Annotated in this window: 13 protein-coding genes; 7 read left to right on the top strand and 6 right to left on the bottom strand. The window is 70.1% G+C overall.

From position 1 onward, the window contains the following. Positions 1–241: 241 nt before the first annotated feature. Positions 242–991 (bottom strand): SDR family oxidoreductase, encoded by a 750-nt coding sequence (locus tag AB0M47_RS24875; RefSeq protein WP_363418155.1) that lies wholly within the window; start codon positions 989–991, stop codon positions 242–244. An 85-nt stretch (positions 992–1,076) separates the two neighbouring features. Here AB0M47_RS24875 and AB0M47_RS24870 point away from each other — a divergent pair, with 85 nt between their 5' ends. Beyond that, positions 1,077–1,559, top strand: coding sequence for an Rrf2 family transcriptional regulator (locus AB0M47_RS24870; RefSeq protein ID WP_363418153.1), 483 nt, complete (start codon positions 1,077–1,079; stop codon positions 1,557–1,559). Between the two features lie 58 nt (positions 1,560–1,617). Here AB0M47_RS24870 and AB0M47_RS24865 read toward each other — a convergent pair whose 3' ends face one another. Next, positions 1,618–2,376: an SDR family oxidoreductase gene (locus AB0M47_RS24865; RefSeq protein WP_363418151.1), complete on the bottom strand. Its 759-nt coding sequence runs from the start codon at positions 2,374–2,376 to the stop codon at positions 1,618–1,620. A 117-nt stretch (positions 2,377–2,493) separates the two neighbouring features. Between AB0M47_RS24865 and AB0M47_RS24860 the strand changes: the two genes are divergently transcribed. After that, on the top strand, positions 2,494–3,327 hold the full coding sequence (locus tag AB0M47_RS24860) for a helix-turn-helix transcriptional regulator (protein ID WP_363418149.1): 834 nt from the start codon (positions 2,494–2,496) through the stop codon (positions 3,325–3,327). On the opposite strand, the gene AB0M47_RS24855 is transcribed toward AB0M47_RS24860, so the two are convergent. Beyond that, positions 3,320–3,850, bottom strand: a complete 531-nt coding sequence (locus AB0M47_RS24855; RefSeq protein WP_363418147.1) for a PadR family transcriptional regulator — start codon at positions 3,848–3,850, stop codon at positions 3,320–3,322. The two genes, AB0M47_RS24860 and AB0M47_RS24855, sit on opposite strands and share 8 nt — an antisense overlap. A 71-nt stretch (positions 3,851–3,921) precedes the next feature. Here AB0M47_RS24855 and AB0M47_RS24850 point away from each other — a divergent pair, with 71 nt between their 5' ends. The 3 genes from AB0M47_RS24850 (at position 3,922) to AB0M47_RS24840 (ending at position 7,263) form a co-directional block, all read left to right on the top strand. Next, the gene (locus AB0M47_RS24850; protein WP_363418145.1) at positions 3,922–5,259 is read left to right on the top strand and encodes a carotenoid oxygenase family protein; all 1,338 of its coding nucleotides are present in this window, start codon (positions 3,922–3,924) and stop codon (positions 5,257–5,259) included. Then, positions 5,256–5,882 carry a VC0807 family protein gene (locus tag AB0M47_RS24845; protein ID WP_363418143.1) on the top strand — a complete coding sequence of 209 codons (627 nt, stop codon included), beginning with the start codon at positions 5,256–5,258 and terminating at the stop codon, positions 5,880–5,882. The genes AB0M47_RS24850 and AB0M47_RS24845 overlap by 4 nt, the downstream gene beginning before the upstream one ends. 142 nt (positions 5,883–6,024) lie before the next feature. Continuing rightward, on the top strand, positions 6,025–7,263 hold the full coding sequence (locus tag AB0M47_RS24840; protein WP_363418141.1) for a D-alanyl-D-alanine carboxypeptidase: 1,239 nt from the start codon (positions 6,025–6,027) through the stop codon (positions 7,261–7,263). On the opposite strand, the gene AB0M47_RS24835 is transcribed toward AB0M47_RS24840, so the two are convergent. Then, positions 7,260–8,687, bottom strand: coding sequence for an amidase family protein (locus AB0M47_RS24835; protein ID WP_363418139.1), 1,428 nt, complete (start codon positions 8,685–8,687; stop codon positions 7,260–7,262). The two genes, AB0M47_RS24840 and AB0M47_RS24835, sit on opposite strands and share 4 nt — an antisense overlap. Positions 8,688–8,862: 175 nt before the next feature. Between AB0M47_RS24835 and AB0M47_RS24830 the strand changes: the two genes are divergently transcribed. After that, positions 8,863–10,005 carry an epoxide hydrolase family protein gene (locus AB0M47_RS24830; RefSeq protein ID WP_363418137.1) on the top strand — a complete coding sequence of 381 codons (1,143 nt, stop codon included), beginning with the start codon at positions 8,863–8,865 and terminating at the stop codon, positions 10,003–10,005. A 380-nt stretch (positions 10,006–10,385) separates the two neighbouring features. On the opposite strand, the gene AB0M47_RS24825 is transcribed toward AB0M47_RS24830, so the two are convergent. Further along, positions 10,386–11,933 (bottom strand): UDP-N-acetylglucosamine 1-carboxyvinyltransferase, encoded by a 1,548-nt coding sequence (locus AB0M47_RS24825; RefSeq protein WP_363418136.1) that lies wholly within the window; start codon positions 11,931–11,933, stop codon positions 10,386–10,388. 47 nt (positions 11,934–11,980) lie between these two features. On the opposite strand from AB0M47_RS24825, the gene AB0M47_RS24820 reads away from it, so the two are divergent. Continuing rightward, positions 11,981–12,895, top strand: coding sequence for a DUF2332 domain-containing protein (locus AB0M47_RS24820; RefSeq protein ID WP_363418134.1), 915 nt, complete (start codon positions 11,981–11,983; stop codon positions 12,893–12,895). A 148-nt stretch (positions 12,896–13,043) separates the two neighbouring features. Here AB0M47_RS24820 and AB0M47_RS24815 read toward each other — a convergent pair whose 3' ends face one another. Continuing rightward, on the bottom strand, positions 13,044–13,676 hold the full coding sequence (locus AB0M47_RS24815; protein ID WP_363418132.1) for a hypothetical protein: 633 nt from the start codon (positions 13,674–13,676) through the stop codon (positions 13,044–13,046). Positions 13,677–13,748: the final 72 nt, after the last annotated feature.

Here is a 13,748-nt window from a genome sequence, read left to right as displayed (position 1 = left end):
CCCTCCCCGACGCTCTTCCGATCTGACCGCCACCCCGTCGCGCCGCGCCGCCACCCCGTCGCGTTGATCATGGAGTTTCCGGTCATGACACACCGCCGAGACCACAGTTAACTCCATGATCAACGCGGCGCGAGCGCGGCGGACGGCGCGAGCGCGGCGGACGGCGAGAGCGCGGCGGACGGCGAGAGCGCGGCGGACGGCGCGAGCGCGGCGGACGCGGCGGTCGGCGCGGGCGCACCGGTCACTGGGAGGCGAGCCAGTCGGCGAAGGTGATCTTCGCCGACCGGTGCGGTTCGTTCCCGGGCACCAGCGTGTCGTCGCCGATGACCGAGCCGAAGTAGGGCGCGGTGTCGTCGTCGACGACCTTGCGCGGGTCGCCGAGCGCGGCCAGCCGTCGCCGGACAGCATCGGCCAGCGGGATGCGCTCCGGCCCGGCGATCTCCACGACGCCGTCGACCGGTTCGCCTACGGCCACCTCGGCGACGTACGCCGCGACTTCGGCGGCCGCGAGGGGCTGGAGCGTCTTCGAGGTCAGCCGGATCTCGTCGCCGACCGTCGCCGAGTCCGCGATCCCCTTCAGGAACTCGAAGAACTGGGTGGCCCGCACGATCGTGAACGGCACCCCGGACGCCCGGATCTGCTGTTCCTGGGCGACCTTGGCCTTCAGGTAGAAGGCTTCGTCCCCGACCCGATCGAGGCCGATGATCGACAGCGCCACGTGGTGGCGTACGCCGGCGGCGACCTCCGCCACGGCCAGGTGCCGGCCGGACGCGGTGAAGAAGGCCATGACCCCGTCCGGCGTGAACACCGGCGGGTTGGTGACGTCGACGACCACGTGCGCGCCCGCGAGCGCGTCGTCCAGCCCCTCCCCGGTGGTGCTGTCGACGCCGGACGACGGCGACGCGGCGAGGGCTTCGTGACCCTGATCGCGCAGGATGCCCACCACCTGCGAGCCGATGAGTCCCGTGCCCCCGATGACGACGATTTTCATGACGTACCTCCACGGTCAAACTCGGATATGTTCTGTCCGAGATGCTACTCGGACACATTCCATCCGAGTCAAGTAGCATGGGCGCATGAAGTTGAGCGGCGGCGTGGAATGGGCTCTGCACTGCTGCGTGGTGCTCACCACCGCGCGGTCGCCGGTCCCGGTGACCCAGCTCGCCGACCTCCACGACGTCTCCGGCAGCTACCTCGCCAAACAGCTGCAGGCCTTGTCCCGCGCCGGGATCGTCCAGTCCGTCCAGGGCCACTCGGGCGGCTACCGGCTCACCCGGCCGCCGGCGGAAATCACCGTCCTCGACGTCGTCGAGGCGATCGACGGACCGGGGTCGACCTTCCTGTGCACCGAGATTCGGCAGCGTGGCCCGCTCGCGACCCCGGTCGACCAGTGCACGAAGCTCTGCTCGGTGCACCGGGCGATGCTGCGGGCCGACCACGCGTGGCGGGCGTCGTTGCACGCCACGACGATCGCCGACCTGGTGGCGGACGTCGAACGGGACAGCGGCCCCCAGGCGCTCCCCCGCGTCGGCGAATGGCTGGCCGGCCAGGCGACGTAAGGCTCACGCTACCGCCAGGTGCGGCCGCCGACGTGGGGTTCGCCAGGACGGCCCCGAGTCATGCCTGCCGCGTCGGCAGAACCACCAGCTGGCGCAGATTGACGTGCCGGGGACGGCTCACGGCGTACGCGACGAGGTCGGCGATCTCCGCGGCGGACAGCCCGCCCAGCGCCTCGAACATGCCCCCGAGCTGCTGGCTCAGGGCCGGGTTGTCGATGTGGTGGCCCAGTTCGGTGTCGGTCAGGCCGGGCTCGATGTTGGTGACGCGGACGTCGCGGGGGCCGAACTCGGTACGCAGACCGGCCGACAGATGAGTCAACGCCGCTTTGGTCGCCCCGTAGACCGCGTAGTCCGGGAAGGTCACGTGTGCGCCGATCGAGGAGATGTTCACCAGGTCCGCCGTCCGGCCGTCGGCCGCCGCGTCGATCAGATCGCCGGCGAACGCCCGGATGACCCGCAGCGCCCCGGTCACATTGGTGTCGATCATGCGCTGCCATTCGTCCTCGCGACCGGCGGCGATCGGGTTCGGCAGCATCACTCCGGCCGCGTTGACCACTAGATCCACTCGGCCGTACGCCCGGCGTACCGCGTCGGCGGCGGACATGACGGCGGCGCTGTCGGTGACGTCGGTGGCGACCGCGATCGCCTGTCCCCCGTCCGCCACGATCTTCTCGGCGAGCCCGGCGATCCGGTCGGCCCGGCGGGCCAGCAGCGCGACGCGTACGCCGGAAGCGGCGAGCAGTTCGGCGGTGGCCGCGCCCATGCCGCTGGCGGCTCCGGTGACGACGGCGGTGCGATTTCCCAGTTCGTATGTCATGCCGAAAGCCTGCGACGGTTCCGGGGGACTACCCAGGGGCGAGCTGAACCTAGGTCTGGCAGTACCAGGATCAGCACAGCCAGCATGAAAAAGGAGGGCTGAGGCAGACTGGTCGGCGTGCAAGAGATCGGTGAGTTCCTGCGCAGCCGGCGCGCCAAGATCAGCCCAGCCGAAGCCGGGCTGCCCGACTACGGGCGGCGACGCGTACCGGGGTTGCGGCGGGAGGAGATCGCGCAGCTGGCCGGGGTGAGCGTCGACTACTACACCCGGCTGGAGCAGGGCCGGAGCGCCGGGGTCTCGGACGCCGTCCTCGACGCGATCGCCCGGGTGCTGCGGCTGGACCCCACCGAGCGGGATCACCTGCGCAACCTGGTACGCCCGACCAAGCAGGCCGCCCCCGTGAAGTCCGCCAAGCTACGGCCGGAACTGCGCCGGATGCTGGAGTTGATGGAGTCCGTCCCGGCCTTCGTGCTCGGCCGCCGGATGGACCTCGTCGCGTGGAACGCGCTGGCCGACGCGGTCGCCGGATTCAGCGACATGACCGGGCCACGGAATGTGGCGTACCAGACCTTCTTGGAACCGAGAGCGCGGACCTTCTATCGCGACTGGCCCGCGGTGGCCGAGGAGACGGTGGCCTACCTGCGCCGGGACGCGGGGCTGCACCCGGGCGACCCGCAGCTGGCCGCGCTGGTCGGCAAGCTGTCCCTGCGGGACCCGGTATTCCGGGAATTGTGGGCGGCGCACGCGGTCCGGGAGAAGACGCACGGCCGCAAACTGTTGCGGCACACCGTGGTCGGCGACCTCGACCTGGCCTACGAGACCTTCGCGCTGCCCGGCGACCCCGATCATCTGCTGGTCACCTACATCGCCCAGGCCGGCTCGCCGACCGAGGAGCGTCTGCGGCTGCTGGGCAGCTGGGCGGCCACCCCCGTGGAACCGACGGTCAGCTAGCCTTCTCCAGCTCCGCGAGCACCCACCGCGCCCACTCGCTCTGCAGCTCGTAGTAGCGCCGGCCGAACTCGGCGGCGAACCGGGCGTAGCCGGGGCGGGTGCCGGGCGGGGTGAACCGCTCGATCGTCGCGATCGCCTCCGTCAGCTCGGCCACCTCGGCGTCGCTGGCCTGCGCCATCTGGTCCACCAGTACGCGGGTGTCGGCGAGATCCAGTGAGGACAGCAGGAAGAGCCGGAGCACGAACTCGTTGCGCGGCGGCGTGTCGCCGAGCGGGCTGAACATCCAGCGGCGCAGCTCGGCCCGGCCCTCGGCGGTCACGCCGTACGTCTTACTCCCGCGCGAGCCCTCGCCGACGATCTCGATCAGGCCGTCGCCCAGCAGCCGCTTCAGCTCCGGGTAGATCTGGCTGTGGCTGGCGTTCCAGGCGTGCCCGGACAGCGTTTCCTCGAACCGTTTGGTCAGGTCGTAGCCGGTCTGCGGGCTGTCGGCCAGCAGTCCGAGCAGGGCGTGCCTCAGTGACATGTCCGAAGTTTACATGACGGGCCTTACATGTTGGTGTTGACATGTCGAGGACGACATGTCAGTCTCTTCATATGAACGAGTTCACCGCTCCGGTCCCCGACGAGACCGACGCCACCGACCTGGTGGTCACCGGGGCACTCCCCACCGAGCTGTCCGGCCGCTACTTCCGCAACGGACCCAACCCCCGCCCCGGCGAATTCGCGCCGCACTGGTTCATGGGCAGCGGCATGCTCCACGGCGTACGGCTTCGCGACGGTCGCGCCGAGTGGTACCGCAACCGCTGGGTGAAGTTCACCGACGTCGACTTCGTCCGCCCCGACGGCACCCTCGACTACCGTGGCGGCCCGGCCAACACCTCGGTGCTGGAGCACAGCGGCCGGCTGTTCGCCCTGGTCGAGCAGGCCTTCCCGTACGAGATCGACCGCGAGCTGAACACCATCGGCTACTGCGACTTCGGCGGCCGGCTCACCACCGCGATGACCGCCCACCCCAAGACCGACCCGGTCACCGGCGAGCTGCACTTCTTCGGCTACAGCGCGCTGCCGCCGTTCCTGACCTACCACCGGCTGTCGGCCACCGGCGAACTGGTCGAGAGCCGGCCCATCGAGGTCCCCGGGCCGACGATGATGCACGACTTCGCCATCACGGAGAACTACCTCGTGTGGCTCGACCTGCCCGCCGTCTTCGACTTCGCGTTGGTCGGCAAGACCATGCCGTACCGGTGGAGCGACAGCTACGGCGCGCGCATCGGGTTGATGCCGCGTACCGGGGGCACCGTCACCTGGCACGAGATCGAGCCCTGCTACGTCTTCCACGTCGGCAACGCCCGTGAGGAGAACGGCCAGGTCGTGCTCGACGCCGTCCGCTACTCCCGCTCCGCGTTCCAGGGCCTGTGGACAGACATCGGCGGCACCGCGGACGACACGCCTCGCGAGGCCCACCGGCTCTACCGGTGGTCCATCTCTCCCTCAGGGGTACGCGAACAGCAGCTGGACGATCGGGAGGTGGAGTTCCCGACCCACAACGAAGCCCGCACCGGCCGCCCCAACCAGTGGCTGTACGCGGTGAGCGGCGACGCCGTGATCAAATACGACACGAGGAGCGGAGCCGCCGACGTCGACGCCCGAGGCGACGGCTGGCATGTCGGCGAGGCCGTGTTCGTCGCCGCCGAGAGTCCCTCCGACCGCCCCTCCGGCAGTGCTGGCGGAGCAGCCGCCGAGGACGCCGGCTGGCTCGTCTCGATCGCCACCCACGATCACCCCGAAGTACCCTCCCAGCTGCTGGTTCACGATGCCACCGAGGTGGCCGCCGGACCGGTCGCGACCGTTCACCTGCCGCGCCGCGTACCGGCCGGATTCCACGGCGCCTGGATCGCCGACGCCACCCCTTTCGAAGGAGAAGTCCGATGAGCCGCCCCACCGCCAACGGCCCCGCCGCGATCCTGCTGTCCCTGGTCTGGGACGTCGGCCTGTCGCTCGGCGCGTACTTCGTGGCCAAGTGGCTCGGCGCCGACGACTACGTCGCCCTGCTGGCCGGCTCGGTCGTCGCCCTCCTCCGCGTCATCTGGGTCGCGCTGCGTTCTCGCAAGTTCGACGTCTTCGCCGCCGTGATGGTCGGGGTGTTCGGCATCGGCCTGCTGCTCTCGGTGCTCACCGGCGACGCGAAGTTCATGCTCGCCAAGGAGTCCCTGGTCACCGGCGCGGCCGGGCTGGCCTTCGTGATCAGCTGCTTCGTCGGCAAGCCGCTCATCTACCACGCCGCGCTCCGGATGCGGGAGGGCAAGCCCGAGGAGATCGCGGAGTTCGAGCAGAAGTGGACCGATCTGCCGGAGTTCCGGCGGAACTTCCGGATCATGTCGGCGGTCTGGGGCGCGGGCCTGCTGGCCGACGCCGCCGGGCGCATCCCGGTGATCTACTCGCTGTCCACCGACGCCGCGGTGACCGCCTCCAGCGCGATGCTCATCGCCGTGATGGTGCTGCTGTCGGTCTGGAACGGCTGGTTCGTCAAGCGAATCCAAGCTCGCGCCGCCTGACCGCTCGACCGCTCGTTTCGCGCTGGATCAGGGATCCGTGTCGAATCTTGACCCAAGATTCGACCGGGATCCCTGATCCAGCGCTTTCGGACTTCCCTGGTGTGCATGCGGCATCGAGCCGGACCGGCTACCGTTGCGCCCCATGAGTTCCTCCGCCCGACGCCGCCTGACCGTCGTGCTCACCACCGCCGCCCTCGCGGTCCCCTGGAGCACCCCGTCGGCCGCGCTGGCGGAGCCGACCGCCACGCCATCGGCGTCTGCGTCTGCGTCTGCGAACGCCCCGATCCCCTGTCCGAAGGCCGTCGCCCCCAAGGTCTCCCGCCCGAAGCGGCCCACCCCGCCCGCCGACAACGCGGCACAGAAGGCGATCGGCGGCGAGCAGCTCGCCTCGCCCGGTCTGGTCGTCCCGTCCGGCGTCGCGAGCCCGCCCGCGAACACCGCGATCTCCTGGGTGGTCGCCGATCTGGACACCGGCGAGATCCTGGGCGCGTGCGGGGCGCACGAGTACGGCACCCCGGCGAGCGTGCAGAAGCTGCTGCTGACCGCCACTTACCTGGACAAACTCGACCCGGCGCAGATCGCCACGGTCACCGCCGACGATCTCAAGCAGGTCCCCTGGGACAGCTCCAAAGTCGGCCTGGTCACCAACGGCAAGTACAGCGTCGAGACGCTCTGGCTCGGCCTGCTGCTCCAGTCCGGCAACGACGCCGCGACCGTCCTGGCCCGGCTGGGCGGCGGCACCGTGGCGGCGGGCGTACAGGGGATGAACGCCGAGGCGGCGAAGCTCGGGGCCTTCCAGACGCACGCCGTGACCCCGTCCGGCTATGACGGCAAAGGCCAGTTCACCAGCGCGTACGACCTGGCGCTGATCGCCCGGGTGTGCTTCGACAACGAGACCTTCCGCAAGTACGCGCTGACGCAGCGTACGCAGATCCCGGCGCAGCCGCCGAAGCACAAGGGTTTCCAGATCCAGAACGAGAACCAGCTGATCTACAACTACCCCGGCGCGCTCGGCGGGAAGACGGGGTTCACCAGTCTGGCCCGGCACACCTACGTCGGCGCGGCCGAACGCAACGGCCGCCGGCTCGTCGTGACGCTCATGGGCGCCGAGCCGAAGCCGCAGCGCGGCTGGCAACAGGGGGCGGCGCTGCTCGACTGGGGATTCAGCCTGCCGTCGGGCACCTCCGTCGGGCACCTCGTGACGCCGGAGGAGGCGCACCCGGCGCCGTCGGCGAGCGTCTCCTCGTCCGCGCCGATCATCGCCGAAGCGGCCACCGGCAGCCTGTGGGCGCCGATCCCGATCGCGGCCGGCGTCGCGGTCGCGACCGGGCTGTCCGTCCTCATCGGACTGTTCCGGATCCGGCGGCGCCGGCGCGCCTAGAGGTTGCGGAACGCCGCCGGGTTCACCTCGAACGGCGTACGCCGCACCGGGTGCACCTGTTCCGCGGCGTACGCGAGCTGGAGCAGCCGCGCGTCGCTCCACGGGCGCGCCACGAACATCAGTCCCTTGGGACGACGGTTGTCCTCGGCGTACGCGGCCGGGATCACGATGCTCGGCCAGCCGGCGCGGGCCGCCCAGGAACAGCCGGACGCCCCGCTGAAGGCGAGGAACTCGTTGTCGCCGAGGGCGGCGGTGAGGCTCTCGACGGCGACGGCGAGGTCCCGCGACCGGGCCTGCTGGTACGCCGACCGCTGCGCCACGTGCTCGACGGCCAGCGCGGTGTCCACGTGGACCTGCCGGAACTTGAGCGCGACGTCGGCGTGCTCGACGTTGAAGGCCTGAATATCGGCGAGCGTACGCATCGGCGCGTCCGGACCCAGCCCGGCCAGGTACTGGTCGACGGCGGGACCGAATTCGTAGTGCAGCACGGCGAGTTCGTCGTCGTGCCCGCTCTCCGGCATCGACACGTCCACAAGAGACGCTCCAGCCCGCCGCAACGCCGCCAACGCCGCTTGCGGGAACTCGGCGTCGTCGGACTGGACCACGGCGATCCGCGCACCGCGCAGGTGGCGTACGTCGAACATGAGGTTCTGCAAGGCCTCGGCGACCCCGCCTGACGCGGCGGTCACCGAGTCGGCCACGTCCGGTCCGGCGATCGCGGCGAGCAACGCCGCCGCGTCCGCCACCGTACGCGTCATCGGCCCGGCGGTGTCCTGACTGGGCGCGATCGGCAGGATGCCCGTCCGGCTGACCAGGCCGAGCGTCGGCTTCATCCCGACCAGGCTCTGGAAGTCGGCCGGGCTCGTGATCGAGCCGTCCGTCTCGGTGCCGACGGTCAGCGGCGCGTACCCGAGGGCCGCGGCCGCGCCGGAGCCGCTGCTGCTGCCGCTCGGCGTGAGCGCCGTGTCGTACGGGTTGAGCACCTGCCCGCCCAGGGCGGAGTAGCCGGACGGCATGTCCTCGGTGAGGAAGTTCGCCAGTTCGGACAGATTCGTCTTCCCCAGCACCACCGCGCCGGCCGACCGCAGCTTGGCGACGATCGGGGCGTCGAGCAGGGGAACACTGTGCTCCAGCGCGAGCGCGCCACCGGTCGTCGGCAGCCCCGCGACGTCGATGTTGTCCTTGACCAGCACCGGCAGGCCCTCGATCGGACTGCGTGCGCCCTCCTCCCGGCGTACGCGGTCGCTGTAGTCCGCCTGCTCCAGCGCGTCCGGGGCCAGGCAGCGGATCGCGCCGAAGACTCTGTCGTAGCGCCGGATCTGGTCGAGGTGCGCCGCGACGATGTCGCTGCTCGTCACCTCGCCGGAGTCGAGGAGCGCACGCAGGCCGGCGACGGTGGCGACGGCGAGGTCGGGGAGGCTCACCGCCGGAAGGTATCAACTGTCGCGCCGGCTCGTCGATCATGCCCGAGGTGCGGTGGTTTCGGCGTCCCTTCTGCCCGGGTACGCCGAGGATCATGGTCGCTGTAGCCCAGCCGAATTCATCCCCGCCGCTGTCGGCGGTCGCCCGCGGCCTCGGACCGGCCGCCCAGCCCGACTGATGGCCGCGGCGATCAGAGAGTTCCGGATCGCCGTCCCGGCGGCGGATCTGGACGACCTCGCCGACCGGCTACGGCGTACGCGGTGGCCGGAGCGGGAGACCGACCGCTCTCAGGGCGTGCCGCTGAGGTACCTGCGGGAGCTGTGCGCGTACTGGGCCGACGGCTACGACTGGCGAGCCCGGGAGTCCTGGCTCAACACCTTCCCGCAGTTCGTCACCGCGATCGACGGCCTGGACATCCACTTCGTCCACGTACGCTCGCCGCATCCCGGTGCGTTGCCGCTGGTGCTGACGCACGGGTGGCCCGGATCGTTCGTCGAGTTCCTGGCCGCGATCCCGGCGTTGACCGATCCGCCGGACCCGGCGGACGCCTTCGACGTCGTCTGCCCTTCCCTGCCCGGGTACGCCTTCAGCGGCAAACCGGTCACCTCCGGCTGGGGCGTCGAACGGATCGGCGCCGCCTGGGCCACGCTGATGGAGCGGCTCGACTACCACCGGTACGCCGCCGCCGGAAGCGATTGGGGAACCAGCGTCACGGCGTACCTGGGCCGGATCGACGCCGCCCGGCTGGCCGGAATCCACCTGGTCCCACCGCTGGCCCCACCCGATCCGTCCACGATGGATTCTCTGACGCCGGCCGAGGAGAGTGCGCTGGCCGATCTGCGCCGAGCCGGACGCGAGGAGGACGGCTATTCGCTGGAGCAGTCCACCCGTCCCCAGACGATCGGGTACGCCCTGACCGACTCGCCCGCCGCGCTCTGCGCCTGGCTCGCGGAGAAGTTCTGGTCCTGGTCCGACCATGACGGCGACCTGCACGACGTCATCAGTCGCGACCGGCTCCTCGACAACGTCATGCTCTACTGGCTGACCGGCACCGGGGCCTCGGCCGCCCGGCTGTACTGGGAGAGCTTTCGCCATGTGCAGCAGATCTTCACCGAGTCGGCGGCGGACGTGATCGCCGTGCCGGCCGGATGCTCGGTCTTCCCGAGGGAGAACCCTCGCCCGTCCCGGCGCTGGGCGGCCCGCCGATTCACCGACATCCGCTACTGGGGTGAACCGGACCGGGGCGGCCATTTCGCGGCCTTCGAGCAGCCCGAGACGTTCGTCCGGGAGCTGCGCTCGTTCTTCCGCCTGGTTCGCTGACCACAATGCGAGATCGGGAAGCGGCGCGAGATCGGGAAGCGGCGCGAGATCGGGGACCGAGGAGCCCGGCCCACGCATGCAGGGTGGGCCGGGCTCGTCGAAGGGTCAGATCGTACCTAGGTCCCGGGTCTGCCGGCGGCGCGCCTTGAGGGCGATCCGCTTGGCATGCCGGGGCTCGCCGGCCGGAGGGTTGATGCTACGGGCCTTCGCCCTCGGCTCGTCCTGCAGGAACAGTTCGGTGAGGGCACGCGGGTAGGTCACAAGACTCCTTCTCTGGCCACCAGAAGTTCCAGCGGCCAGAGCAGACCTTACGACTGGCCCGTGAGCTGCGCACTCAGCAATTGACCCGATACCCTTCGGGCGGGTTCACTGCTAACTTTTTAGATGTCGCGGAAGGTCTCGATGCTCGCCCCCAGCTCGGTGAGGCGCTCGGCCAGCTGCTCGTAACCGCGATTGATGACGTACACGTGGCGCAGCACCGACGTGCCCTTCGCCGCCAGCATCGCCAGCAGGACGACGACCGCGGGCCGCAGCGCGGGCGGGCAGACCACCTCGGCACCGGACCAGTGCGTCGGACCGGTGATGTGCAGCCGGTGCGGGTCCATCAGCGTCACCCGCGCGCCGAGCTTGGTCAGCTCGGTCAGGTGCAGCGCCCGGTTCTCGTAGACCCAGTCGTGCAGCAGGGTCGACCCGTCGGCCACCGCCGCGATCAGCGCGAAGAACGGCAGGTTGTCGATGTTCAGGCCGGGGAACGGCATCGGGTGGATCTTGTCGATCGGGGCGCGCAGGCGCGAGGGTCGCACGGTCACGTCGACCAGACGCGTACGCCCGTTGGCGGCGAAGTATTCGTCGGTCTGGTCGTAGTCGAGTCCCATCTCCGTCAGCAGCGCCAGTTCGATCTCCATGAACTCGATCGGCACGCGGCGTACGGTGATCTCGGATTCGGTGACGACGGCGGCGGCGATGAGGCTCATCGCCTCGATGGGGTCCTCGGACGGCGCGTAGTCCACATCGGAGTCGATGATCGGCTTGCCGTGCACGGTCAGCGTCGTGGTGCCGATGCCATCGATGCGTACGCCGAGGTCGGTGAGGAAGAAGCAGAGGTCCTGCACCATGTAGTTCGGGCTGGCGTTGCGGATGACCGTCACCGCGTCCCGCCGGGCCGCCGCCATCAGGGCGTTCTCGGTCACCGTGTCGCCGCGTTCGGTCAGCACGACCGGCCGGGACGGATGCACGCTGGGGTCGACGTCGGCGTGGTAGAAACCGCCGGTCGCCTTCACCTCCAGGCCGAACGGGCGCAACGCGATCAGGTGCGGCTCGACGGTTCGCGTGCCCAGGTCGCAGCCTCCGGCGTACGGCAGGGAGAACATGCCGTGGTCGTGCATGAGCGGGGCGAGGAACATGATGATGCTGCGCGTGCGCCGCGCCGCCGCGACGTCGAGCGAGTCGAGGTCGAACCGTGCGGGCGGGGTGATCTCGAGGTCGTTGTCGTCGTTGAGCCAGCGGTGCTTGACCCCGATGCTGCCGAGGACCTCGAGGATGCGGTTGACCTCCTCGATCCGCGCGACCTTGCGCAGCGTGGTACGCCCACGGTTGAGCAGTGACGCGCACAGCAGCGCGACCCCGGCGTTCTTGCTGGTCTTGACGTTGATGCTGCCGGACAGCTTGCGCCCGCCCTCGATGCGCAGGTGCATCGGGCCGGAGTGGCCGAGCGAGACGATCTCGGAGTCGAGGACCTCGGAGATGCGGCCGAGCGTGTCGAGGCTGAGATTCTGGTTGCCCTGTTCGATCCGGTTGATCGCGCTCTGGCTGGTACCCAGGGCCTCGGCCAGGCGGGCTTGGGACCAGCCGCGGTGGCGGCGGGCGTCGCGGATGAGGGTGCCGATGCGGCGTAGCGTGTCACCGGAGCGGGTCAGGCTTTCAGGCATGGCGAGGACTATCTCATATATGAGATCGCGCATCGCGGAGGGGTCCCATGAGCGTGGCGGAGATCTACGCCGAGTTCGCCGAATCCGAGGCGCGCAACGTGTCGCCCGTCTACGAGCGGCTCGGCTCGTTCATCGCGACCGACCCCGTTCTGCTGCGACTGATTCCTGATCAGACCCAGCCTCAGCTGCTCTTCGGCGTCGTACGCCTCCTCGGCGGCCCGGTCGGGGACCCGGTGGCCTTCCGCGATTTCACCGTCGGCCGGTGGCCCGCGATCGAGGCGGAAATGCGACAGCGGGCGACACAGACCAACGAGCCCGGCCGGTGCGCGGTGCTGCTGCCGATCCTGGCCTCGCTCCCCCAGCCGCTGGCGTTGCTGGAAGTCGGCGCGTCCGCCGGGCTCTGCCTCTACCCCGATCGCTACAGCTACCGCTACGGGTCCCACGCCCTCGGCGATGGCGGCCCGGTGCTGGAGAGCGCGCTGACCGGGATCGAACCGCCGGCGGCCCGGCCGGAGGTCGTCTGGCGCGCCGGGATCGATCTGAACCCGCTCGACGTCACCGATCCGGCCGACGTCGCCTGGCTCGACGCGCTCATCTGGCCGGACCATCTGCATCGCCGCGACCGGCTGCGCCAGGCGGCCGAGATCGCCGCGGCCGACCCGCCGCTGCTCGTCCGCGGCGACCTCGTCGAGGCGCTGCCCGCGCTCGCCGCACAGGCCCCGGCTGGGGCGACGCTGGTCGTCTTCCACACCTCGGTGCTCTACCAAGTGCCGCCGTCGCGGTGGCCGTCGTTCCGCGCGGTCGTCGAGGACTTGCCTGGCCACTGGCTGGCCAATGACATCCCCGATCTCATCCCGCATAAGCCTCCAGCGCCCGACGACTCCGCGTACAACCTGCTGGCGCTGGACGGCGTACCGGTCGCGTGGACTCGGTCGCACGGTCAGGCGATGATCGGCGTCTAGCCGGGACAGTCCACTAGCGACAGCGTTATCTTGACTGACGCCTATGTGAGCGTTCACACTACTGCCCTTGGCCCCCGCCGTTCCCGGCGGCGGGGTCCAAGCCTTCAGGGTCCAAGCCTCCCGTGGCCGATGCCTGGCGGGCAGCGACTCAGCGGCTGGCCGCCCTGGTCCGGGCGTACGCGACGATGTCGTCGGGTCGTGCCGAACCGTTTGCGTCGTAAGCCCCGCACATCTCCTCGATCGCGTCGTCCAGATCGGCGGACGGGCCACGTTCGGCCAGCAACACGACGAACGGTTCCCAGAAACCCACTCCTCGATCCGTGATGGCGCTCAGGTCCTCGAGATAGCGGCCGGGACGGACGAGGTCGATCGCCGTCTCGGCGAGGACGGCCGCTGCGCCGGTCAGCAGTTCGACGGCGTGGTCGACTTCGTCCTGAGTGGTCGACCGGAAGCCGTCGGGCGGGAACTTCATGTGATAGAACGCGCCCTCGGGACGCCGACGACTCTCCACGAAACCGATGTCATGGGTGACCACGTCCGCGTCATAGGGGATCGGCGACTCACCCCACTGGGCGAACCGATGGTTGCGATACTCCCACCAGGCCCGCGGAACAGCCCCCATCGCTACCTGCACATAGATCGTGCGCTGCGAGGATCGGACGCTTCGGGTCGTCCCGATCGCCGCGATGCCGTCGTCGGTGATCCGGCTCCAGACTCCGCGCGAGCCCGGGAACCCCAGCGGGCGAACGATCGCGCCCACCGCGCGGTTGATCTGATTCATCGCTTGCTCGGCCATGATCACCGCTGCACGATCTCAGGGTCACGGCTCGGGGGCAACTCGGGGTCTCAATAA

The organism is Hamadaea sp. NPDC051192, assembly GCF_040682475.1.
GTDB lineage: Bacteria > Actinomycetota > Actinomycetes > Mycobacteriales > Micromonosporaceae > Hamadaea > Hamadaea flava.
The sequence above is the reverse complement of the archived record's forward strand: the minus strand, read 5'-3'. Positions and strand labels throughout refer to the sequence as shown.